Source organism: Macellibacteroides fermentans (assembly GCF_013409575.1).
GTDB lineage: Bacteria > Bacteroidota > Bacteroidia > Bacteroidales > Tannerellaceae > Macellibacteroides > Macellibacteroides fermentans.
This window is the reverse complement of sequence record NZ_JACCCY010000001.1, coordinates 268770-293374: the sequence shown is the minus strand read 5'-3', so window position 1 is coordinate 293374 and position 24605 is coordinate 268770. Positions and strand designations below refer to the sequence as shown.

The window sequence follows — 24605 nt, the reverse complement described above, 5'->3', positions numbered from 1 at the left end:
AATTTAATTCAGTGGAAGAGTATCTAAGTCAATTAAACGAAAGTCAGCTTCAAGCGGTTACCTATTCCGAGGGACCTTCGCTTGTTATTGCAGGTGCCGGTTCAGGAAAAACGAGGGTGCTTACCTATAAAATCGCCTATCTGCTTCATCAGGGTTTTCCCCCTCAATCTATTCTGGCCCTTACATTTACAAATAAAGCTGCCCGTGAAATGAAGGAGCGTATCGCCTCTATTGTGGGTGAACAACAGGCTCGCCGACTGTGGATGGGCACGTTTCACTCCATATTTTCGCGTATTTTAAGAAGCGAAGCCTCTTATCTGGGGTATCCTTCTGCTTTTACCATCTATGATTCGGCCGATTCGAAGAGTCTGCTTAAATCTATCATGAAAGAGATGCAGCTGGACGATAAGGTATATCGGATCGGTACAGTTCAGAGCAGGATCTCAAATGCTAAGAATTCGTTGATTACGGTTAAGGCCTACGAACAAAGCAAGGAGCTGATTGAGGCCGATCAACATTCGAAGATGCCTTTGATTGCGGAGATTTACAAGCGATATCAGGCTCGTTGTAAACAGGCCGGAGCGATGGATTTTGATGATTTGTTGCTGCAGACCAATATTTTGTTTCGGGATTTTCCGGAGGTGTTGGAAAAATACAGACGATTCTTTCGGTATATTTTAGTGGATGAATATCAGGATACCAATTTTGCCCAGCATTTAATTGTACAGCGCTTAAGCGAACTACATCAGCGTATCTGTGTAGTTGGAGATGATGCGCAAAGTATCTATTCTTTCAGGGGTGCTAATATTGACAATATTCTTCAGTTTAAGAATGTGTATCCGGGATGCAAAATATTTAAGCTTGAACGGAATTATCGCTCTACGCAATCTATTGTAAATGCGGCCAATAGCTTAATCCATAAAAATAAAGAGCAGATTCATAAAACGGTTTATTCTGAAAATAGCGTAGGAGAGAAGATTCGTGTAATCTCTTCGTATTCGGATTATGAAGAGGGATATGTGGTGGCTGGAAAGATTGCCGAGATGCGTATGGCTGGAACGCACTATACCTATTCTGACTTTGCCATTCTGTATCGGACGAATGCACAAAGCCGTATCCTGGAGGAGGCATTGCGTAAACGAAACATTCCGTATAAGATATACGGAGGCTTGTCTTTTTATCAGAGGAAGGAGATAAAGGATATTATTTCTTATTTCAGGGTGATTGTTAATCCGCACGATGAAGAGGCCCTGAAGCGTATTATAAATTATCCAACCAGAGGAATCGGTGAAACGACTGTAAATAAGTTGATTGCTGCTGCATCCGATAATGAAGTGAGTTTGTGGACTGTATTGCAGGATCCGGCTGCCTACAAGTTACCGGTCAACAGTGGTACAGCTAACAAACTGAACGCATTCAGGGAACTTCTTGAGAGTTTTATGCTTAAAAATGATCAACTTTCTGTAGAGGAGTTGGCTGCTGTTGTTGTAAAGGAAACGGGTATTGTGGGTTCTCTTTTTCAGGACCGCTCCGTGGAGGGGATCAGTAAACAGGAGAACTTACAGGAGTTGATTAAAGGTATTTCGGAGTTTGCCGAACTAAAATTGGAAGAGGGGGCCGAATCGGTTAAGCTGGCCGATTTCCTGTCGGAGGTTTCACTGCTGACTGATCAGGATAACGACAAAAATGAAAATGCCAACAAGGTGACGATGATGACTGTTCATGCGGCTAAAGGGTTGGAGTTTAAAAATGTAATCGTAGTTGGACTGGAAGAGGATCTTTTCCCTTCGCTTATGGCTAAGGATAGTCTTCGGGCTATCGAGGAGGAACGTCGCCTGTTTTATGTAGCTATTACCCGCGCCGAAGAAAATTGTCTGCTCACGTATGCCAAAAGCCGTTTCCGTAACGGACAGAGTTCTATTTGTTCGCCCAGCAGGTTTCTGAAAGATATTGATGCCGAATTTTTGGATATTCCGTCAGTTGCTTCAACTGAAGATACTTTCCAATCAAAACGAGCTGAGTATCAGTCGGCAGCTCTATCCTCATTCCGTAATCAGACGAAAGCAGAGGATGTATTCAGTTCGCCTGTTACAGCTGCTGCACAACAACGTGTTTCACACCTTACTAAAATAAATGATGCGGCTACTTCCGGCGGGAATGTTTCGGCATTGAATAGTAATTTACAACCGGGCTGCAGGGTGCGTCACGAGCGATTTGGTGAGGGTGAAATTCTTCAGATTGAAGGGACAGATGCCAATCAGAAAGCAACCGTTTTATTTGATAACTTCGGACAAAAACAGTTGCTTCTTAAGTTTGCAAAACTTACACTTGTTTAGATATAAGATGTAGCAGGTGATTTAGGGTTTTTTTAATTACCTTTGCAGCCTGAATTATGATAATATTGATTTAAGTATGATAGATTTAAATGCGATTCCATCTCCTTGCTACGTAATGGAGGAAAAATTGTTACGCAATAACCTTGCCTTAATAAAAAGAGTGAAGGAGGAAGCGGGAGTAAATATTATTCTTGCCTTTAAAGCTTTTGCTTTGTGGAAATCGTTTCCGATTGTGCGGGAATACATTCCATATTCCACTGCCAGTTCAAAATTTGAAGCGCAATTGGCTTTCGAAGAGATGGGTAGCCCGGCGCACACCTATTCTCCTGCGTATACCGAGGCTGATTTTCCGGCTATTCTGAAGTATAGTAGTCACATCACTTTCAACTCTCTTTCTCAGTTTGACCGTTTTTATCCGCTGGTGAAGGCTGATGGACGTGGCATTTCATGCGGCCTACGTATTAATCCGGAATTTTCGGATGTGGAGACCGATTTGTATAATCCGTGCGCTCCAGGTTCACGTATGGGGATCGTACGTGATTTATTGGGCGAAACTTTGCCGGAAGGAGTGGAAGGGTTACATTTTCATACCTTGTGCGAATCTTCTTCGTATGATCTTGAAAGGACTTTGCAGGAGGTTGATAAAAAATTCGGGACGCTTCTTTCTCAGGTTAAATGGCTGAATATGGGAGGAGGTCATCTGATGACCCGAAAAGATTACGATACGGCTCACCTGGTTTCTGTACTTCGTGCATTTAAAACTAAATATCCAAATCTGGAAATAATTATGGAGCCAGGAAGTGCTTTTGCCTGGCAAACCGGTTTTTTACTTACTACAGTGGTGGATATCGTGGAGAATAAAGGTATTAAAACAGCGATTATTGATGCATCATTCACCTGTCATATGCCCGACTGCCTTGAAATGCCTTACAAACCGGCTATACGGAATGCTACGGACGCCGTGGAAGGTAAACCTACCTACCGGATTGGAGGAAACAGCTGCCTGAGTGGCGATTATATGGGAGACTGGTCTTTCGACAAACCGCTTGAAGTGGGTGATAAAGTCATTTTTGAAGATATGATTCATTATACGATTGTTAAAACATCTATGTTCAATGGTATTCCACACCCTTCATTGGCCTTGTGGAGCAAAGAGGACGAGCTTGTACTTTACAGATCGTTTGGCTACGAAGATTACAAAAACAGAATGAGTTAATGTTCTAAACAATATTTTTTGTACTTTAGCGCAATAATTAGAGTGGTATAAACTAGCAATATAAAGTATGGGTATTTTCAGCTTTTTCAGTAAAGAAAAAAAAGAGACATTAGATAAGGGATTATCGAAGACAAAAGAAAATGTATTTACCAAGATTGCCCGGGCAATTGCCGGCAAGAGCAAGGTAGACGATGAAGTATTGGATAATCTGGAGGAGGTACTTATCACTTCGGACGTTGGAGTGGATACTACACTTAAAATTATTTCCCGCATCGAGAAGAGGGTGGCCTCAGATAAATTTGTAAATACGCAAGAGCTTACGGCCATTCTGCGTGATGAGATAGCCAGTCTGCTTACCGAAAACAATACAGAAGATACGGAGGGATTTACAACTCCGGATGATAAGAAGCCGTATGTAATTATGGTTGTAGGTGTGAATGGCGTGGGTAAAACCACTACAATTGGCAAACTTGCTTATCAATTTAAAAAAGCAGGTAAAAAAGTGTATCTGGGAGCTGCTGATACCTTCCGTGCTGCAGCGGTAGAGCAGTTGGTAATCTGGGGCGAACGGGTAGGGGTGTCTGTGATAAAACAGAAGATGGGCTCTGATCCGGCTTCGGTTGCTTACGATACCTTGAATTCGGCTGTTGCCAATGATGCGGATGTGGTTATTATTGATACTGCTGGCCGTCTCCATAACAAGATAAACCTGATGAACGAGCTTACCAAAATAAAAAATGTGATGAAGAAGGTTGTTCCGGATGCTCCACACGAAATTCTGCTGGTTTTAGATGGATCGACCGGACAGAATGCTTTTGAACAAGCTAAGCAGTTTACGGCTGCTACGGAAGTAAATGCGCTTGCGATCACTAAATTGGACGGAACGGCTAAAGGGGGAGTGGTTATAGGTATATCAGATCACTTCCGAATACCCGTAAAATATATCGGGCTGGGTGAAGGTATGGAAGATCTTCAGGTATTTCAGAGAAAAGAGTTTGTAAATTCATTATTCGGAGAATAAATATACAAAGAAGGGCTAGCTCTTCTTTCTCCATTTTTATATATGAGAAAAAATAAAGTTGATATTATTACATTGGGGTGTTCCAAAAACCTGGTTGATTCTGAGCAGTTAATGCGTCAGTTCAAGGCGAATGGGTATACTGTGGAGCACGATCCGAAAAAGATAAACGGCGAAATCGTAGTGGTTAACACCTGCGGTTTTATTGGTGATGCACAGGAGGAATCCATTAATATGATTCTTCAACTGGCAGAAGCCAAAAAGAATGGTAAAATTGGCAAGCTGATAGCTATGGGATGCCTTACCGAACGCTTCCTGGACGACCTTAAACGGGAATTACCCGAGGTGGATAAGTTTTACGGCAAATTCAACTGGAAAGAGGTGTTGTCTGATTTAGGCAAAGCCTATCACAATGAATTGTCGGACGACCGTATGCTTACTACCCCCAAACATTATGCGTATTTGAAAATTGGCGAAGGTTGTGATCGCACTTGTTCTTATTGCTCTATTCCTATTATTACCGGTAAGTATCATTCCAGACCGATTGAGGATATTGAAGCAGAAGTAAAATTGCTTGTAAAAAGGGGCGTAAAGGAATTCCAGGTTATTGCGCAGGATCTTACCTATTATGGGTTGGATTTATATAAACGTATGGCTTTACCCGAATTAATTGAACGGATTTCAGATATACCGGGCGTTGAGTGGATACGACTTCATTATGCCTATCCGGCTCATTTCCCCTACGATTTGTTACGTGTAATGCGCGAACGTGATAATGTATGTAAATACCTTGATATAGCATTACAGCATATCAGCGATAATATGCTGAAGAATATGCGTAGGAATATTACAAAAGAGCAGACATACGAACTCCTTGAACGTATACGTAAAGAGGTTCCGGGTATTCATGTGCGTACTACCCTGATGGTTGGTCACCCGGGTGAAACTGATCAGGATTTCGAAGAGTTGGTCGCATTTGTAAAAGAGATGCGTTTTGAGCGTATGGGTGCTTTTACATATAGTCATGAAGCGGACACCTATTCCTATAACCATTTTGAAGATGTAATCCCTCAGGAAACGAAACAGGAAAGAATGGATTATATCATGCGGATTCAGGAGCGGATCTCTACGGAGTTGAACGAATCTAAAGTAGGAAAGATTCTTAAAGTGATTGTTGATAGGGAAGAACCCGATTTCTATGTGGGACGATCGCAGTTTGATTCGCCTGAAGTGGATCCGGAAATTCTTATTTCCAAAGAAAAAGAACTTAAAGTAGGAGAAATGTATTTTGTTGAAATTACAGATTCTCAGGCTTTTGATTTATACGGAAAGATAGTTGATTGATTTTTATCAATCAACTATCTTTTGTGCATTTGCAAAGAATAAGTAAAATAGCACGTATTCTGATTTAATGAAGATACTGATATGAAAAACAAAGAGTTGATTTCCGAATTGTCCGACCGCTTGGGTATGAAGTCCCAGGAGGTTGCTGATATGCTTGATTCTTTTTGTTCGATTGTTGGGACTCATTTAATTGAAAATGATATTGTAACTCTTCCAGATTTCGGACATTTTGAGGTGAAGAAAAAGTCTGACCGGATTTCTGTAAATCCGGCCAACGGGAAGCGTTACCTGGTTCCTCCGAAGCTTGTAGCCGTGTTTAAACCGGCAACAATCCTTAAAGCTAAATTAAAGGAGATGGCAGATAATGAATAACAAGTTGACTATACAGGAATTAGCCACGTTGTTATCTGTCAAAAGTGGTAAAGACGTGTATGAAACCGAACGTTTTATACGCGAATTTATTACGGTTGTATCTGAAGGGCTGCTTTCAGACAAAATGGTGAAGGTAAAAGGATTGGGTACCTTTAAAATTGTATTGGTGGAGGATCGTGAAAGTATTCATGTAAATACAGGTGAACGTATTTTGATTCCGGCTCATTATAAGTGTTCATTTTTACCTGATAACGAATTAAAGGAATTGGTTAATCGTCCGTTTTCTATTTTTGAGACAACTGAAATTGGAGATGCAGCTTCGTTCCAGGATATGGAAATGGCTGACGACTCAGATGAAGACGATGTAGATTCTGATTTAGAATCGGATGCGAATGAAGATGGAGAGGATTTGTCTTTACCGAAGTCTTCTGTGACTGAAAGCAGGATTAACGGTCTCCTGGACAAAGAAATGACCGAAGAGCTTGCTGATCCGGAGGACTTGCCGGAAATTCATTCCCCGGAAGAAGCTTTGACTGTCGATAAACAGCCGAATGGACAAATTGAGACGGTAGATTCTCCGGTTTCAGATGATTCTCCGGAGGAAGTTTCAGAGCCTTATAATGAAGAAACTATAGAAATGGAAAACCTCAAAGAAGAAGATACTATTGAAGTTGAAGATTCGATAAACATGGATGAGACTCTCTCAGAAGAGATAGATGAGTCTCCGGAAGCAGATCTTGCATCTGAAGTAGTTGATACTATCCCAGACTCGCAGGCAAATGAGTTGATGCCCGAACTTGAATCAAGCTCACAGGTTGACAGTCCGGATAAAGAAAAAGAGCAGACCGAAAACAGAGAAGAAATAATACGGGCTAAACTGGCTTCTCTTTCAGCAAAAGATCCGGTAGCATTTGTCGCTCCAGAAGCAAAACCTAAAAAGAGACGTAAACACGGCCATACTGCAACTAAAACTTTTTTCTATATCATTGTTGGCGGATTGCTTGTGACAGCTTCTGTTGCCCTGTTTTTTTATTTCCAATCTCTTGAGGTGAGAAATGCAGTGCCAATTATGATTGAAAGTGTTTCAGCGATACCGACTGAAACGCCCGCCCCGACAGATTCTGTTTTCGATGAGTCTGATTCTATTCCTTCAAATGAGAAGGATTCTGTGCCGGAGGTGGTTTCGGAACCTCAGGGTACTATGCAAACGGAGCAAGTAAAAACAAAATACATGGATACGGTCGTAATTCAAACGGGAGACAGACTCACTTTGATCTCGTTGAAGTATTACGGACATAAAATCTTCTGGGTATATCTTTATCTTGCCAATAAGGAATCTATACCCAACCCAAACAGCGTTGCTATCGGGACTAAGATACATATCCCGGTGCCCGAAACATATAATATTGATGCGAATGACGAGCAGTCCATTCGGAAGGCCGCAGCGCTTCAAACTGAGATTTTAAAGGAGTGATAAACTATTTTAATAAACTTATGCCATAAGAGTTGCTTTGGTTAGCATTATTTAACTGGTAAAGTAAGGAATACGGTTTTAACATTTCTATTTTTGTGCTGCGTTTTAAAAAGAAAAAGAATAACAAACAATATAATCAAATAATTCTATGAGTCAGACAGTAGACATTCGTGAGTTGAATGAGCGAATTGAAAGCAAAAGTTCGTTTGTGAACATGATTACCATGGGAATGGATCAGGTGATCGTAGGTCAGAAGCATTTAGTTGAATCATTAATGATTGGTCTGCTTTCGGATGGACACATCCTTTTGGAAGGTGTTCCCGGTTTGGCAAAAACCCTGGCCATAAAAACCCTGGCTTCGTTGATTGATGCCAAATATAGCCGTATTCAGTTTACACCCGATTTGTTGCCTGCAGACGTTGTGGGTACCATGATTTACAGTCAGAAGAACGAAGATTTTCACGTTAAGCAAGGTCCTGTTTTTGCGAACTTTGTTCTGGCAGATGAAATAAACCGTGCTCCGGCAAAGGTGCAGAGTGCTCTGCTTGAGGCTATGCAGGAACGTCAGGTTACAATCAGTGAGCATACATTCAAATTACCGGAACCATTCTTGGTGATGGCTACCCAGAACCCCATCGAACAAGAAGGAACCTATCCGCTTCCTGAAGCTCAGGTTGACCGTTTTATGCTTAAGGTGGTCATTAATTACCCCAAAAAGGAAGAAGAGAAACTAATTATCCGTCAGAATATCTCCGGTATAAAGAATGAAATCAAACCGGTTCTTACTAAACAGGAAATCATTGAGGCACGTAAAGTGGTTCGCGATGTTTACCTGGACGAAAAAATAGAACGATACATTGTTGATATCGTATTTGCAACCCGTTTCCCTCAGGAACATGGCTTGGCAAATCTATCCAATATGATATCATTCGGTGCATCTCCCCGTGCATCCATCAACCTGGCGTTGGCGGCTCGTGCATACGCATTTATTAAACGAAGAGGATATGTTATCCCCGAAGATATCCGTGCGGTTTGTCACGACGTGATGCGTCACCGTATTGGTTTAAGTTATGAAGCAGAGGCAAATAACCTGACATCAGAAGAGATTATAAGCGAAATACTTAATAAAGTAGAAGTTCCTTGATTTTTTTCGAACTGTCTATTCCGCTATTATTTGTTTTATGTTTTGAGACCGAGTTATTCATCTGCGACATTGCATAGGACATATAACGGAAGTGAGTGAGGAAATTTAGTTTAAACCAAGAATGTGGTTACTATGGAAACAAGTGAACTATTAAAGAAAGTTCGTAGGATAGAGATTAAAACCCGCGGATTGTCCCGTAATATTTTTGCGGGTCAATATCATTCGGCCTTCAAAGGTAGGGGGATGGCTTTTAGCGAGGTTCGGGAATATCAGTATGGCGATGACATCCGGGATATCGACTGGAATGTTACGGCCCGCTATATACGTCCTTATGTTAAGGTGTTTGAAGAAGAGCGTGAACTTACGGTTATGCTGATGATTGATGTTTCCGGAAGTCGGGACTTCGGTTCTGTAAATGTTATGAAGAAAGAAATAATTACAGAAATAGCGGCGACTCTCGCATTTTCGGCAATTCAGAACAATGATAAGATCGGAGTACTGTTTTTCTCGGATAAAATTGAAAAGTTTATTCCGCCTCAGAAGGGAAAGAAGCATATACTGTATATCATCCGCGAATTGATCGACTTTAAGCCTGATGATACAAAAACGGATATCAGCCTGGTATTGAAATACCTCACAAACGCAATTAAAAAACGCTGTACGGCTTTTCTTATTTCCGACTTTATAGATAAGGGCGGATTTAAAGATGCGCTGACTATTGCAAACAGAAAGCATGATGTAGTGGCGATTCAAGTGTATGACCAGCGTGAAACTGAACTTCCTTCGGTTGGACTGATGAAAGTGAAAGATGCTGAAACGGGTGCTGAACGTTGGATAGACAGTTCGTCGGCCAAAGTACGTAGTGCTTTTAGTGAATGGTGGAATACACGGCAAAATGAAATGAACAACGCATTTAAAAAATGTCGTGTCGACTCGGTTTCTGTCCGTACCGATGAAGATTATGTCAAAGCGTTGATCGCTCTATTTGAAAAACGTAATTAAGCATGCAAATGAGATACATAAATAAAGGCATTTTGTTTATTGCGATCGTATTGTCTTTCTTGCAAGGAACAAAACTATATGCGCAACAGACCCTGATTGATGTTTCAATCGATTCTGCAGCTATACTGATTGGTGAACAGACCGTATTGCATCTTACCGTTACAACCGATAATGGTAAAAATGTGATTGTTCCTATACCTAACGATACCCTGATGACCGGGGTGGAGGTGCTGAATATTGCCAAGGCCGATACAACGGTTATTGATAACAACAGGTTGCTAATCAAGCAGGATATTTTGGTTACCTCATTCGACTCGTCTTTGTATCTGTTACCTCCTTTTAAGGTAATTGATCAGACGGATACGATTTACTCGAATCAGGTTGCTTTAAAGGTTTCCACCATTCCTGTAAACATTGATAAACCGGATGAATTTAATGATATAAAGGAAACTTGGGATCCTCCGTTTGTTTTGGCGGACTATTATCTTCTCATCTACGGAGTATTGTTTGCTTGCTTTCTGATTTGTCTGATCGGATATATATTGAAAAGACTCAGAAACAGACAGTCAATCATACCATTTAAGAAACAAGAACCTAAACTTCCTCCTTTTGAGATGGCCATGAAAGAACTGGATGAAATCAAGCAACAGAAACTATGGCAACAAGGTAGAAATAAAGAATACTACACCTTGCTTACAGATACCTTGCGCAAGTATATGGTAAATCGTTTTGGAATCAATGCAATGGAGATGACTTCCGGAGAAATTCTGGAGCTGATCCGTTTGGAAAGTGAAGCCAATTCGTCGTATAATAGTTTGAAGCAGATTCTTGAATTGGCCGATTTTGTGAAGTTTGCCAAGCTGCATCCGCTTCCCGATGAGAATGAATTGAGTCTGATGAATGCATATCTTTTTGTTAATCAAACAAAAGTAGTTGAAGTGGCATCTCCTGAAGAATCAAAAGAATCAACAGAAATAAAAGAATAAAATGGTATTTGCAAATCCTACATATCTGTTTTTATTGTTGTTGCTTATCCCGCTTATTGGATGGTATATATGGAAACTCCGTAAAAAACAGGCAAGTTTTCAGATATCCTCTTCGCAGGCATTTGATGCTCCTCAAGCAACATCTTACAAGGTACACTTAAGACATCTGCCTTTTGTATTGCGAGTTGTAGTTATCGCGCTACTTATTGTTGTTCTTGCAAGGCCTCAGTCTACCGACAATTGGGAGAATACAACAACTGAGGGTATCGATATTGTAATGGCGATGGATATATCGAGTAGTATGCTGGCCCAGGACCTGAAACCTAACCGTCTGGAAGCTGCAAAAGATGTGGCGGCGGCTTTTGTGAATGGCCGGCCAAACGATAACATTGGATTAGTTGTATTTTCGGGAGAAAGCTTTACTCAATGTCCGCTTACTACCGATCATACGGTTTTGCTTAATCTGTTTAAAGATATTCAAAGTGGTATGATTGAAGATGGTACAGCTGTAGGATTGGGGCTAGCCAATGCTGTTAGCCGTATCAAAGACAGTCAGGCTAAATCGAAAGTAATTATATTACTTACCGATGGATCCAATAATATGGGTGAAATAGCTCCTGTAACAGCTGCCGAGATTGCTAAAACTTTTGGTATCAGGGTTTATACGATTGGGGTTGGTACCCAGGGAGAAGCTCCGTATCCTTTCCAAACAGCTTTTGGTGTTCAATATCAGAATGTAAAAGTTGAAATTGATGAGAAAACTTTAAACGAGATTGCCGTAACAACAGGAGGTAAATACTTCAGGGCTACAGACAATGCCAGCTTAAAGTCGATCTATTCTGAAATTGATCAGATGGAAAAAGTAAAAATCAGCGTGCAGCAATATAGCAAGAAGCAGGAAGAATATAAAGACCTTGCCTTACTCATATTTGCATTATTGCTGATGGAGATTTTATTGAGATATACATTGTTTAGAAATATTCCATAAATAATAGGCTTATGTTTCGTTTTGCAAATCCCGAGTTTTTATACTTGCTGTTTATTCTCCCGGTATTGCTTGCAGTATATGTTTATGCATACTTGCAGAAGAGAAAGGCAATAAAGAGATTGGGAAATCCTGAAATTCTGTCGCAATTGATGCCCGAAGTATCACCCAAACGACAGTTTTTGAAGTTTTGGTTCATATTTGGAGCTGTGGCTGCAATTATTTTTGTAATAGCAGGACCCCAGTTTGGCTCGAAACTTGAAACTGTAAAGCGTCAGGGGGTAGAGATAATGGTTTGTCTGGATGTATCCAACTCTATGTTGGCTGAAGACGTTTCGCCTAATCGTCTGGAAAAATCGAAGCAGATGCTTTCCAAACTAACAGATGGTTTTACCGATGATAAAGTGGGATTGATCGTTTTTGCGGGAGATGCATTTACGCAGCTTCCCATTACATCTGATTACATTTCTGCCAAGATGTTTTTAACATCCATCAATCCATCCATGGTTTCTGCTCAGGGTACGTCAATCGGCGCTGCCATTAATCTGGCTGCACGCTCTTTTACTCCTAATGAAACTTCGGATAAAACGATTGTGCTTATCACGGATGGCGAAAACCATGAAGATGATGCTATCGGAGCTGCTTCCGCTGCTGCAGAAAAAGGAATTCATGTCAATATTGTTGGTATTGGTTTGCCTAAAGGTGGTCCTATTCCATTGCAGGGAACCAACAATTACATGAAGGATAAAGACGGAAATGTGGTTATAACTATGCTTAATGAGCAAATGTGCCAGGAAATAGCCGCTGCAGGAAAGGGTATGTATGTTAGAGCCGATAATACAAATTCCGCATTGAAAGCTTTACAGAAAGAAATCGACAAAATGAAGAAAACAGAGCTTGACAGCAAAGTTTATTCAGAATATGATGAACAGTTTCAGCTTGTGGCATGGATAGCTTTATTTTTGCTTATCGTTGAACTGCTGATCTTTGATAGAAAGAACAGGATTTTTAGGAAAGTAAAGATTTTTTCGTAAATTAGGACGTTATGATGATAATTAAGAGACCGATATTTATAGTTGCTCTATGTCTGATGGGGGCAAGCTTTACTTTTGCCCAAAAAGCAGAACGAAAGAATGTTCGCGAGGGAAATAAATTATATAAGAAAGAGAAATATACAGAATCCGAGATTTCTTACCGAAAGAGTCTGGAGGTAAATCCTCGTTCGATTGAAGGTACCTATAATCTGGGTAATTCTTTATATAAACAAGGTAAGTTTCCCGAAGCAGCCGAGCAGTATCAGCTGATAGCTGCACAAGAGAAAGATCCGGTTAAGTTGGCACAGGTTTTTCATAATTTAGGTAATATTTCTATGAAAAACAAGCAATATGATAAGAGTGTACAGGCATACCGGCAATCATTGCGCTTGAATCCTAAAGATGATGAGACCAGGTATAACCTGGCACTTGCTCAGAAGTTGCTGGAGAATCAGCAGAATCAGGATCAGAGTGAAGAACAACAGAACAAAGATCAAAAAGATGATCAGAAGAACAAGGAAGATCAACAACAGAATCAACAACAACAGCAAGACGATAAAAAACAAAATAAAACTCAGGAAGAGCAACAGCAAAATGAGCAAATGAGTAAAGACAATGCTCAGCAGATGCTTGATGCTTTCCTGCAGGATGAAAAGGATACTCAAGAAAAGGTTAAGAAGGCGCAAATGCAACAGCAACAGCGCAGAAGAACAGAGAAAGAGTGGTAATATTTAGATAAAAAACAGAAAAAATATATTATAATGAGAAAATTAGTTTTCTTATTTTCGCTTCTCCTTTTTGTGTTAGTGTCTGAAGCTGCTGATGTAAAATTTACAGCTTCGGCTCCTAATGCGATTGTTATGGGTGAACAGTTCAGGTTGTCTTTTACGGTCAATGCTGAAGCGAAGGATTTGAGAGTGCAGGAAATGCCTGATTTTGAGGTTCTGATGGGCCCCTCACAATCTAAATCGTACAGCTCGTCTTGGGTTAATGGTCAGAGTACGAGTGAAACAACGATTACTTATACCTATATTTTGATGCCCAAAAAAGTAGGTACATTCAATATTGCACCGGCTACCATTAAAGTAAATGGAGCAAACTATGTTTCTAACGCTTTATCGATAAAGGTTTTGCCTCCGGATAAAGCTGCTGCCGGATCAGGAAATTCATCATCAGAAGGAGCATCCTCATCGCAACCAAGCTCTCAGGCAATTACAAGCGATGGCCTCTTTGTTAAAATGTTGGTAGATGATCGCAATGTATACGAACAACAAGGTTTTGTTGTAACATTTAAGTTGTATTCTCTTTATGACTGTGGTCTGACCGGAGTAAAATTCCCCGAGTTTGAAGGTTTCCTGGCACAAGAAGTAGAATTACCCGAACAAAAACAGTGGGGACTTGAAAATTACAATGGCAGAAACTACCGTACAGTAGTTTTGAAGCAAACCGTTTTATATCCGCAGCGTTCTGGAAAACTAACTATCCCTGCGGGTAAATTCGATGCTGTTGTAAGAGTGAGGACCCAACAAAAGGTGCGTAGCATATTTGATGATTTCTTTGATTCTTATCAAGATGTTAAGAAGGTGATTACATCTTCTCCAGCTTCGGTTACAGTAAAACCATTGCCAGCAGGCAAGCCTGCTTCATTTTCTGGTGCAGTTGGGAACTTTAGCATGAATGCTTCCATCAATTCCGATAGGGTTAAAGCAAATGAGGCTGTTACGATAAAACTTAAACTGACAGGAAACGGAAATGTTAAACTCATCAAGAATCCTGAGGTTGTTTTCCCGAATGACTTTGAAATTTATGATCCAAAAGTTGAAACGGATATTAAAACAACTGCTGCCGGAGTTTCTGGAAGTAAGACTATCGAATACTATGCTATTCCAAGATATGCGGGTGACTTTGAAATTCCTGCCATAGAGTTTTCTTATTTCGATACAAAATCTCTATCCTATAAAACGCTGAAAGCCGGTCCGTACAAGCTTCACGTTGAAAAGGGAGATGGTAATGCAGCTTCGCCGGTTATAAACAATTTTGGTGAAAAAGAAAGCTTGAAATATATTGGTCAGGATATCAGATATCTTAAAATCAACGATGTTAGATTTGTTTCAAAAGATGACGTATTCTTTGGCTCTTTTATTTACGTGCTATGTTACTTAATTCCGTCAATATTATTTGTCGTATTTTTCTTTATCTACCGTAAGCAAGTAAAAGAAAATGCCAATATTGCTCTGGTTCGCACCAAGAAAGCGAATAAGATGGCTGTTAAACGCTTAAAGAATGCAGGTAAACTTTTAAAAGCAAATGATAAAGAAGCATTTTATGAAGAGGTTTTACGTGCTTTGTGGGGATATTTAAGTGATAAATTGAATATTCCTCAATCTAATCTTACAAAAGATAATGTTGAAGCAGAATTAATTAAATATGGCGTTGACGAATCTTTGATTAATGAGTTTATGCGTATTTTGAATACATGTGAATTTGCACGTTATGCTCCAGCTCAAAGTTCGGATGCGATGGATAATCTGTACGAACTAACAGCCGATGCAATTGGAAAAATGGAAAACACAATCAAAAAGTAACTAAAATGGAAATAATCGGATATATTAAAAAATATGGGCTTTTATTGTTGTTCCTATGCTTTTATGGAAATCTGTTTGCTCAAGATTCGACAGTAAAAGAGGCTGAAGTTGCTTTTTCGAAAGGTGAGTTTGATAAAGCAATCGAACTGTATGAAAACATTTTAAAGACAAACGGTGAGTCTGCCGAAATATATTATAATCTTGGCAATTCATATTACCGGGTGGACAAAATCGCTCCGGCTATCTTGAATTACGAACGGGCATTACTGCTGGATCCCGGAGATGGAGACATTCGTTTTAATCTTCAAATGGCGAAACTTAAGTCGGTCGACAAAATAGAACCCGTAGGCGAGCTGTTTATAGTTACTTGGTTTCAGTCGGTTCAGAATATGGGATCTGCCGATTCGTGGGCTAAATTAGGTATTACGACCTTTCTGTTATTTATTTTCAGTTTGTTTATGTATTTCTTCTCTCGATGGATACGCTTGAAAAAAATTGCATTCTATTTAAGTATCGTTTTATTAGTTATTGTTATTCTTGCCAACATTTTTGCAAGTAATCAGCAAAGCAAACTAAACAACCGGAACGATGCCATCATCTTTGTCCCGACAGTTACTATAAAGAGCTCGCCGGATTCCAGTGGAACTGATTTGTTTATTCTACATGAAGGAACAAAAGTTACGGTAAAAAGCAAGTTGGGAGAATGGAGTGAAATCGAACTTGAAAATGGGAATGTGGGTTGGATGCTTACCAAAGATATTGTTGCTATTTAATTTAACATCCAATGCCTCATGCTCGAAAAAGAGTTATTATTTGAACGAGATTTATTTTTCTTCCTCAACGGCAGCGATTCAACATTTCTGGATAGCTTTATGTGGCTATATTCCGGGAAAGTTGTCTGGCTGCCGTTGGCAGCTTTTATATTGTTTGTACTGGTATATAAGAAGAATTGGAGAGAATCGATTCTCATACTTGTATCCATTGCTTTAGTGATTACCTTATGCGATCAATTTGCTTCTCATTTTTGCAAGCCCATTTTTGCGCGGTATCGCCCCACGCATCATCCCGATTTTATGGATCAGGTAAAGATTGTTTTTGATTACAGAAGTGGTCTTTACGGCTTTATATCGAGTCATGCAGCCAATGCATTCGGCTTTGCCATGTTTATGTCTTTACTTTTAAGAAATAAGATGTTTACGTGGACTATCTTTTCCTGGTCGGTGCTTACAGCATATACCCGGATATATCTGGGAGTACATTTTATTTCGGATGTAGTATGTGGTATGTTTGCCGGAGTCTTTTTTGGATATGTTGTATACAAGTTGTACTTATATGTACGGAATACCGGTTTGAAAGCCTATTTCCCAACAAATGCGCCAGATACTATCTATAGCTTAAAAGAGAAAAGATTGATTGTCTATTCAATACTTATTTCAGTTTTACTTATATTGATTCTAACAAAACCTCTGGTTACAATACTACGATAGACGGAGTGATTAAATGATGCCGTAAAGCATGTGAAAATAAACATTATTTGTGTGAAATAATTTGTTTAGTATGTTTATAATGGCTAAGTTAGAGGCATGAATTTTAACACAAGTATTAACCTTCAAAAAAGGAATACCATGACGAAGACAATCACATTTAACGAGCTACGTAAAATCAAAGACAGCCTGCCTGATGGTAGCACTCATCGTATTGCCGATGAGTTGGGTTTATCAGTAGAAACCGTTCGGAATTATTTCGGAGGACATAATTTTAAGGATGGAAAGAGTTGTGGGGTACACATAGAGCCCGGACCAGATGGTGGATTAGTAATTCTTGACGACACAACAGTTTTGGAGCGCGCATTGCAAATTCTCAACGAAAAGATTGGGAAGAAAGCGGTAGCGCCCGAAGCGTAAAGGAAATTTTCAACGCTTAAAATCCCAATGCATAACTAAAGGCACTGGGATTTTTTTTTAAACCTTTAAAAGGAACTTGTTGTTTTATATAAAAAACCATAAGTATGGAAGATAAGTTAGTAACATTAGCTATCCACACGTTCGAAAAAGCTCAGATTTTAAAAACGATGCTTGAAACAGAGGGTATTGATGTTTATATACACAATGTAAACCTTATTCAACCGGTTGTATCAGCCGGAGTACGTGTGAGAATTAAAGAAAGTGATCTACCCCATGCTCTCAGAATAATTGAGGATAGTAAGTTTTTTGCTGAAGAGGATGTCAATGTTGAATCCGGACCAAAGACAAAGAAAGTGCTGATTCCTGTGGACTTCTCGGATTATTCGATTGCCGCTTGCGAAATAGGTATTAATTATGCACACAAGGTTGGTGCCGAAGTGATGATTCTGCATGCTTATTTCACCCCTTATTTCCCCTCGGCTATACCTCTTGGAGATACGTTGGCCTATCAGATAAATGACGACGATACCGTACAGCATTTGCTGAAGAGAGTCCAGGATGACATGGCTAATATTTGCAATTTACTTAAAAAGAAAATGGATTCCGGAGAATTACCCTATGTAAACTTTTCGAATGCACTGCGGGAAGGTCTGCCGGAAGAAGAAATAGTAGCCTTTTGTAAAGAGTATAATCCAACGTTGGTTGTTATGGGTACAAGAGGTAAAAGTCAAAAAGATTTGGACTTAATAGGTAGCGTTACCGGCGAAGTGATCGAGATAAGTAAGGTTCCTGTTCTTGCAATACCCGAAAATGTACCGTTCAACAGTTTGAGTGATGTTAAAAATGTAGCTTTTTCAACCTCTTTTGATCAGCGCGATTTGATTGTATTTGACAAGTTTATGGAATTATTCAAGGATTTCGATATACAGATTCATATTTTTAATATATCAACAAGCAAGGATGAATGGAACGAAATAAGATTGTCCGGAATACGTGAATACTTTAAGAAACAATATCCGGATGCAAAGATAAACCATACTGTGCTTGATGATGGTGATTTACTTTTGGCAATCGAAAAATTTGTAAGAGATAAAAGTATTGATCTCATTGCATTTAGCACACATCGCAGGGGTATTTTTGCCAGAATGTTTAATCCGAGTATCGCAAGGAAGATGTTATTTCACACAGATACACCTATGATGGTATTACATTCATAACTGTAAGTAACTAGAGTTTTAATGTATTTGTTTTTTCATATAAGTAGAGTTTGTTATTTGTTTGTCCGTATATCGCTGTGAAGTCATATACGGACTTCTTCTTTCTGGTTGCAGGCATAAATACAAATACACGGACCGATAGAAAAGATTTACTTATAATCTATTGCTGATGCTGTTGTACTATTTAAAAAAGGTAGGCATTTAGAGCAGATCATGCCATAAACTATTCCTTAGTAAACGGGAAACTATTTCTTTTATAACTATAAACTATTCGTTTGTCAATTGTGTATCTTGCGTTTGTCATATGTTGAACGCAAAGTAGACAGCTGTTGACTTTGCGTTCAACATATGTCAAACGAATACCTCTTCGTATTGAAAAGAATAGATCTCTTAAGTGAAAAATCTAAATAAAAAGAGCTACCCAACTAATGAGTAGCTCTTTTCCGGGAGAAACCTCCCGTCCTCAAATTGTAAGCTGTGAGGAAGGATTTAATATTGTTGCAAATATAAAATTAATATCTTTTCTCAACAACACTCCAATCAACAATTTTCCAAAGTTCGGCCAGGTGGTCGGCACGGCGGTTTTGATAATCCAAATAGTAAGAGTGTTCCCATACGTCGAATCCCAAAATAGGAGTAAGACCTTTTGTTACAGGGTTACCTGCATTAGATTCCTTTGTGATGAATAGTTTTCCATCTTTATCTTTTGCAAGCCATACCCAGCCTGAACCAAACTGTGTTACGCCGCCATTAACAAATTCTTTTTGGAATTCTTCGAAAGAACCCCACTGGTCGTCAATAGCTTTTGCTAACGCACCGCTGGGTTTTCCGCCTCCCTTAGGAGAAAATTGTGTAAAGTAGAGATTATGGTTTAACACCTGACCTGCGTTGTTGAAAATAGCGCCATCCGATTCTTTTACGATTGTCTCAAGATCCGCATTTTCAAATTTTGTTCCGGGGATAAGGTTGTTTAAATTGTTTACATAAGCCAGTAGGTGCTTACCATGATGGAATTCAATGGTAGCTTTACCAATTACAGGTGCCAACGCATCGGTGGCGTAAGGCAATGATACTAATTCAAATTTCATAACTTTTTCGTTTTTATCTGTTATTTGACTATTGGGTGAAATTAGCAACAGTAAGCTAAGACATAGTGTAAGCATAGCTAATATGTTTTAATTGTTTTATAGTTACAACATGGCATGTCGCAGTTTTGTTCGGTTAGTTGAGTAAAAAATATTGAATTGTTAATGTTTTTTGTAGACAGTCTATTGTCTTTTAACGTGCTTCTGTTGTTAAATTAAGAGATGGTACGTATCTTTGAAGTATAAATCTGAAAGTATAAGTAAGTATGAACAAGTTGTTTGCATTCTTTCTATTCTTTTCGCTTTTATTGTTTTCTGCTTGTGCGACCATGGATCAAACATCAAGAACAATTTTTGCAGCTAACACCGGAAATGCCATCGGTAGTGTTGCCGGGTTGTTTATTGGAGAAAGTATGGGTGGAAGGCACGGAGCTTTTGTAGGTTCATCTATCGGGTCTATTGTTGGAACCGCTGCAGGAGTAATGGTCGTAGCTGAAGATAATACTTCCCGAAACAGGAATAGGATACAAGAGATGCCTCTTCAGGAGAGAGCAAAGCTGGTCGTTACCGAAATAATTCTGGAAGATGAAAATAATAATGAAGGCATAGATGCCGGCGAACTTTGCAAGATTACCTTCGTTATTGTTAATGAGTCTGCTGTTCCCGCAATTGATGTGAGGGCAGTTCTTAATAAGAAGAATGGGGCAGGAGAGTTGGTTTTATCAGATCCCGTACCAATCGGCAGAATTGATTCTGATGAGTCGGTTCGATATTCAGTTGCAGTTACTGCTTTACCTACACTTAAAACCGGATTAGCCGATTTTGAGATAATATTGAAGGAAGGCAACGGCAATATTGCCTACGACGAGGTTTTCAGTGTTCGTACTATTCATGCCAAAGTTGAGAAGTAATGTGCAGAATCGTTACTAAAATCAGATTTTAAGATACTCTTCACACATTATTGCTGGTCAAAAATTAAATTATTGAGCCCGGACATGTTTTTTTCAGGATTTAAATGTGTTTTATCGGAAAGAAGTTCCTATTTTTGCAGGCTCAAAGCATTTATTAATAAGTAAAAAAGTATTTTGTAGATGGTTAAGAAAGTTGGTAATTTAATTCCAAACACCTTTTTTATTACAAAGGGAAGTGGGGAGTCTGATCTTGAAAAGCATGCAGGTTCTTACCACATGGCTCTTTATGATGCCGGTATCTCAGACTTTAATATCATGACGTATTCGTCTGTTATACCTGCAACTGCTCATTTGGTAACCATGGACGAAATTGATCTTCCTCCATTTGGTTCGGAAATGAAAACCATCATGGCTGTATCTCACGGATATCAGGATGAGTTTGTTTCTGCAGGTGTTGTTTATGCCTGGATGTACAAAGATGAAAACTTTGATGAGAAGTTAGGTGCTTTGGTTTGTGAAGTTAGTGGCCGCTATCGTATTGAAGAGCTTGAATCAAGATTGATTCGCGTTATCAACGACTTGCATCAGAAAACTTACGGTAAGTATTACTTAGGTGAACTAAACTTTATTACTGAAGGTATAACCATCGAAAAAAGATATGGAACAGCGTTAGCTGCTCTTTGCTTTGTTGATTTTCTTCAACCCGTGATAAAGGAATAAAACACGAAGCATAATAAATATCAATACAAAGCTGCACTCATAAAAAAGTGCAGCTTTTTTTGTTCAGATGGTAATGTTTTATTTCCTTTGCAACTATATGCTATAGTATAGCTTATTTTTTATAATAATAAACTTTCTTTTTTGCAGACTTGTTTTAGTGATGAATCATATAGATTGATTATCTTATTAACTTTTTCAAATCTTAAGAATAATGGAAGACAAATCGAAAGGAATGGCAATTGCCGGATTACTGGTTGCCGTTGGATTAGTTTTATTGGGATTATGTATTAAATCGGCAATTGATGGATTCAAAGATAAGGAACGGGTAGTTTCTGTTAAAGGATTAGCTGAGATGGAAGTTAAAGCAAATCATGTTATTTGGCCGCTAATGTTTAAAAATATCGGTAATGATCTGCCGGCATTGTATGTTACAATGGAGAATCAAACTAAGGCAATTAAAGATTTTCTGAGCACTAATGGCATTGATTCGACCGAGGTATCAGTTGCAGCTCCCGAAATTATAGATATGAAGGCCGAACGCTATACCAATGAAAATGTTGCTTATCGTTACAACGTTACTTGCGTACTTACCGTATCCTCAAGCAAGGTAGATTTGGTAAGGGGACTCATGATCAGACAAAGTGACCTGCTTAAACAAGGAATTGCAATTACTGGCGGCGATTATAGATTCTCCACCCAGTTTCTTTTTACAGGACTGAATGATATTAAGCCTCAAATGATTGAGGAAGCCACTAAAAATGCAAGGGCATCTGCCGAAAAGTTTGCTGCGGATTCGGATAGCGAACTGGGCAAGATTCGCACAGCCAATCAGGGACAATTTACAATTTCAGACAGAGATGCCAACACTCCGTATATTAAAAGTGTAAGGGTGGTAACGACTGTCGATTATTATTTAAAAGACTAAAAGATGAAATATATTGGAGCACATGTAAGTGCATCTGGCGGTGTAGAAAATGCACCGCTAAATGCACACGAGATAGGGGCAAAAGCATTTGCCCTTTTTACAAGAAATCAACGTCAGTGGAAGTCATCTCCTTTAACTTCCCGCAGTATCGACCTTTTTAAAGAGAGATGTGCAGCGTACGGATATCTTCCTTCCCAAATCTTACCTCACGATAGCTATCTTATAAACCTGGGCCATCCTGAAGCCGAAGGGTTGGCTAAATCGAGAGAAGCTTTTTTGGACGAGATGCAGCGTTGTGAACAACTGGGATTAGATCGGTTGAATTTTCATCCGGGGAGCCATCTTAACGCATTCCCGATCGACGATTGCCTGGATCGTATCGCAGAGTCAATAAATGAAGCTTTAAATCAGACCAGCGGTGTTACTGCTGTTATTGAGAATACAGCCGGACAAGGAACCAATTTAGGTCATACTTTCGAACAGATAGCCCATATAATTGATCGGGTCGAAGATAAGAGCAGAGTAGGCGTTTGTATCGATACTGCCCATACTTTGGCTGCAGGATACGACATTAAAACAACCGAAGGATTTATTGATACTTTTGATAAATTCGATAAAATAATTGGATTTTCATATCTTAGAGGTATGCATATTAATGATTCAAAAAAGGACTTAGCGTCTAAGGTGGATCGTCATGATAGCATCGGGAAGGGTTTAATGGGATTAACAACTTTCAAAATGCTGATGAATGACCCGCGTTTTGATAATATCCCTATGATTCTTGAAACTCCGGACGAGACAATCTGGGCGGAAGAGATTAGTTACTTATACGGATTGTTATAATTTCTCCTCTGTAATTTCGATATTTTATTCGGTTTTTCATCTTGAATTGCCGAAAGCTATAGTTATTGATAAAAAGAAACTTAAATAAGGATATTCTATGTTTATTTTAATGCCTATAATCTTTGTTTCAGGGATTCTGCTCATTGCGTTGGAGGATAAGATTAAAATTAATAAAGCGGCAGTAGCTTTGTTTATGGCCATATCCTTATGGATGATTCTGATGTACGATGCCTATTCAATTTTTGTTGAGAGAAATAGTCCGTTGTTTCAGGAATTTCTTACTAAAAATCCGGAGATAGCTTTAAAACCAATCACAGATCAGTTTATTGATTTTATTACGAACCGATCTATTGTTTATCATTTAGGAAATGTTTCTGAAACACTGTTCTTCGTAATGTGTTCAATGTTGATTGTAGACATTGTAGACAAACATGGTGGTTTTAAATCGATGACAAGTTATCTCACCACTACTCATAAACGAAGATTATTATGGACTATCAGTTTTTCAGCCTTTTTCTTCTCAGCACTTCTTGATAATCTGGCAGCTGCCATTGTGCTGCTTGCTGTATTAAGGAAGTTGGTCCCTGACAGGACAGATAGATTAAAGTATGCATGCATGGTAATTATTGCTGCTAATGCAGGAGGATCCTGGTCTCCAATCGGTGATGTAACAACCATCTTATTATGGGTAGGTAAGAATATTACAGCTAGTCATCAAATTACGCACCTATTCATTCCTGCTTTGATAAATATGCTGGTTCCACTTACTATTGCCCACTTTTGGCTGTTTAAAAAGGGCGCAATATTAAGACTTAAAAGCGTAGAAGAAAAAGACGAGTATCCTCAAATTCCTATTCGCTCAAGACGTACAATATTTATTATCGGCGTTCTATCTCTTGCCCTTGTTCCTGTGTTTCAGATGTTAACCGGCTTACCTCCTTTCTTAGGTGTATTGTTGGGATTGGTTATACTTTGGTTTTATACAGACATCATGTATAGCCGATTAAATCAGATGGAGGAGACAGATAAGCTTCGTATTTCCAGTTTACTTCCTAATATTGATCTTTCTACCGTATTCTTTTTCCTTGGGATACTGATGTCAGTAGGAGCTTTGGAGACTTCCGGACAACTGGGGCTGATGTCTGCTTATCTGGATCAGCATGTGCACGAGCCGTTGCTGATTAGCTTTTTGATAGGTCTTCTGTCTTCCGGAGTGGATAACGTAGCCCTTGTTGCGGCAACAATAGGTATGTACCCCGTTGTACAACAAACAAGTGAATTGACTCCCTACTTGATGTCATTCATCTGCGATGGAGATTTCTGGACATTTTTATCTTATTGTGCCGTAACAGGAGGTAGTATCTTGATTATCGGTTCTGCTACCGGAGTTACCGTTATGGGACTTGAAAAAATAGATTTTATGTACTATACAAAACGTTTTTCTATTCTTGCGTTAATCGGCTATCTTTGTGGTGCAGGAACGTATATATTGTTTTTTATTTAA

Annotated in this window: 23 protein-coding genes; 22 read left to right on the top strand and 1 reads right to left on the bottom strand. The window is 39.2% G+C overall.

Going from position 1 to position 24605, the window contains the following annotated elements:
* The first annotated feature begins 11 nt into the window (after positions 1 to 11).
* The 17 genes from F5613_RS01190 (at position 12) to F5613_RS01110 (ending at position 18617) form a co-directional block, all read left to right on the top strand.
* Positions 12 to 2336 (top strand): ATP-dependent helicase, encoded by a 2325-nt coding sequence (locus F5613_RS01190; protein WP_179398353.1) that lies wholly within the window; start codon positions 12 to 14, stop codon positions 2334 to 2336.
* 76 nt (positions 2337 to 2412) lie between these two features.
* The gene (nspC, locus tag F5613_RS01185; RefSeq protein ID WP_079683105.1) at positions 2413 to 3552 is read left to right on the top strand and encodes a carboxynorspermidine decarboxylase; all 1140 of its coding nucleotides are present in this window, start codon (positions 2413 to 2415) and stop codon (positions 3550 to 3552) included.
* A 67-nt stretch (positions 3553 to 3619) separates the two neighbouring features.
* Positions 3620 to 4573, top strand: coding sequence for a signal recognition particle-docking protein FtsY (gene ftsY / locus F5613_RS01180; protein ID WP_079683104.1), 954 nt, complete (start codon positions 3620 to 3622; stop codon positions 4571 to 4573).
* A 42-nt stretch (positions 4574 to 4615) separates the two neighbouring features.
* Complete coding sequence (gene rimO / locus F5613_RS01175) at positions 4616 to 5914, top strand: 30S ribosomal protein S12 methylthiotransferase RimO (protein ID WP_179398352.1); 1299 nt, start codon at positions 4616 to 4618, stop codon at positions 5912 to 5914.
* A gap of 81 nt (positions 5915 to 5995) precedes the next feature.
* Positions 5996 to 6286 (top strand): HU family DNA-binding protein, encoded by a 291-nt coding sequence (locus tag F5613_RS01170; RefSeq protein WP_179398351.1) that lies wholly within the window; start codon positions 5996 to 5998, stop codon positions 6284 to 6286.
* Entirely contained in the window at positions 6279 to 7760 is a 1482-nt protein-coding gene (locus F5613_RS01165) for an HU family DNA-binding protein (protein WP_179398350.1), read from the top strand. The genes F5613_RS01170 and F5613_RS01165 overlap by 8 nt, the downstream gene beginning before the upstream one ends.
* Before the next feature lie 148 nt (positions 7761 to 7908).
* The gene (locus F5613_RS01160) at positions 7909 to 8904 is read left to right on the top strand and encodes an AAA family ATPase (RefSeq protein WP_068185313.1); all 996 of its coding nucleotides are present in this window, start codon (positions 7909 to 7911) and stop codon (positions 8902 to 8904) included.
* A gap of 132 nt (positions 8905 to 9036) precedes the next feature.
* A complete protein-coding gene (locus F5613_RS01155; protein WP_079683101.1) occupies positions 9037 to 9906 on the top strand; it encodes a DUF58 domain-containing protein in 870 nt (289 codons plus the stop codon).
* An 8-nt stretch (positions 9907 to 9914) separates the two neighbouring features.
* Positions 9915 to 10892 carry a hypothetical protein gene (locus F5613_RS01150; protein WP_179398349.1) on the top strand — a complete coding sequence of 326 codons (978 nt, stop codon included), beginning with the start codon at positions 9915 to 9917 and terminating at the stop codon, positions 10890 to 10892.
* Position 10893: 1 nt separating this feature from the next.
* Positions 10894 to 11880: a vWA domain-containing protein gene (locus tag F5613_RS01145; RefSeq protein WP_179398348.1), complete on the top strand. Its 987-nt coding sequence runs from the start codon at positions 10894 to 10896 to the stop codon at positions 11878 to 11880.
* A gap of 11 nt (positions 11881 to 11891) precedes the next feature.
* A complete protein-coding gene (locus tag F5613_RS01140; protein ID WP_068185307.1) occupies positions 11892 to 12911 on the top strand; it encodes a vWA domain-containing protein in 1020 nt (339 codons plus the stop codon).
* A gap of 14 nt (positions 12912 to 12925) precedes the next feature.
* On the top strand, positions 12926 to 13639 hold the full coding sequence (locus F5613_RS01135) for a tetratricopeptide repeat protein (protein ID WP_068185474.1): 714 nt from the start codon (positions 12926 to 12928) through the stop codon (positions 13637 to 13639).
* A gap of 33 nt (positions 13640 to 13672) precedes the next feature.
* A complete protein-coding gene (locus tag F5613_RS01130; protein WP_179398347.1) occupies positions 13673 to 15496 on the top strand; it encodes a BatD family protein in 1824 nt (607 codons plus the stop codon).
* 5 nt (positions 15497 to 15501) lie between these two features.
* Positions 15502 to 16269: a tetratricopeptide repeat protein gene (locus tag F5613_RS01125; RefSeq protein ID WP_079683096.1), complete on the top strand. Its 768-nt coding sequence runs from the start codon at positions 15502 to 15504 to the stop codon at positions 16267 to 16269.
* A gap of 18 nt (positions 16270 to 16287) precedes the next feature.
* A complete protein-coding gene (locus F5613_RS01120) occupies positions 16288 to 16983 on the top strand; it encodes a phosphatase PAP2 family protein (RefSeq protein WP_179398346.1) in 696 nt (231 codons plus the stop codon).
* Positions 16984 to 17121: 138 nt separating this feature from the next.
* Complete coding sequence (locus F5613_RS01115) at positions 17122 to 17400, top strand: DNA-binding protein (RefSeq protein WP_079683094.1); 279 nt, start codon at positions 17122 to 17124, stop codon at positions 17398 to 17400.
* A 104-nt stretch (positions 17401 to 17504) separates the two neighbouring features.
* Positions 17505 to 18617 carry a universal stress protein gene (locus F5613_RS01110; protein ID WP_179398345.1) on the top strand — a complete coding sequence of 371 codons (1113 nt, stop codon included), beginning with the start codon at positions 17505 to 17507 and terminating at the stop codon, positions 18615 to 18617.
* A 512-nt stretch (positions 18618 to 19129) separates the two neighbouring features.
* Here the strand turns inward: F5613_RS01110 and F5613_RS01105 are convergent.
* Complete coding sequence (locus F5613_RS01105) at positions 19130 to 19705, bottom strand: superoxide dismutase (protein ID WP_176134042.1); 576 nt, start codon at positions 19703 to 19705, stop codon at positions 19130 to 19132.
* Between the two features lie 263 nt (positions 19706 to 19968).
* Here F5613_RS01105 and F5613_RS01100 point away from each other — a divergent pair, with 263 nt between their 5' ends.
* The 5 genes from F5613_RS01100 to nhaD all read left to right on the top strand — a co-directional run bounded on the left by F5613_RS01100 (position 19969) and on the right by nhaD (position 24605).
* Positions 19969 to 20613 carry a hypothetical protein gene (locus F5613_RS01100; RefSeq protein WP_179398344.1) on the top strand — a complete coding sequence of 215 codons (645 nt, stop codon included), beginning with the start codon at positions 19969 to 19971 and terminating at the stop codon, positions 20611 to 20613.
* Between the two features lie 180 nt (positions 20614 to 20793).
* Entirely contained in the window at positions 20794 to 21333 is a 540-nt protein-coding gene (locus F5613_RS01095; RefSeq protein ID WP_068186632.1) for a pyruvoyl-dependent arginine decarboxylase, read from the top strand.
* Positions 21334 to 21544: 211 nt separating this feature from the next.
* Entirely contained in the window at positions 21545 to 22258 is a 714-nt protein-coding gene (locus F5613_RS01090) for an SIMPL domain-containing protein (protein WP_079683202.1), read from the top strand.
* Between the two features lie 3 nt (positions 22259 to 22261).
* Entirely contained in the window at positions 22262 to 23101 is an 840-nt protein-coding gene (nfo, locus tag F5613_RS01085; RefSeq protein ID WP_179398343.1) for a deoxyribonuclease IV, read from the top strand.
* A gap of 97 nt (positions 23102 to 23198) precedes the next feature.
* Positions 23199 to 24605, top strand: coding sequence for a sodium:proton antiporter NhaD (gene nhaD, locus F5613_RS01080; RefSeq protein WP_179398342.1), 1407 nt, complete (start codon positions 23199 to 23201; stop codon positions 24603 to 24605).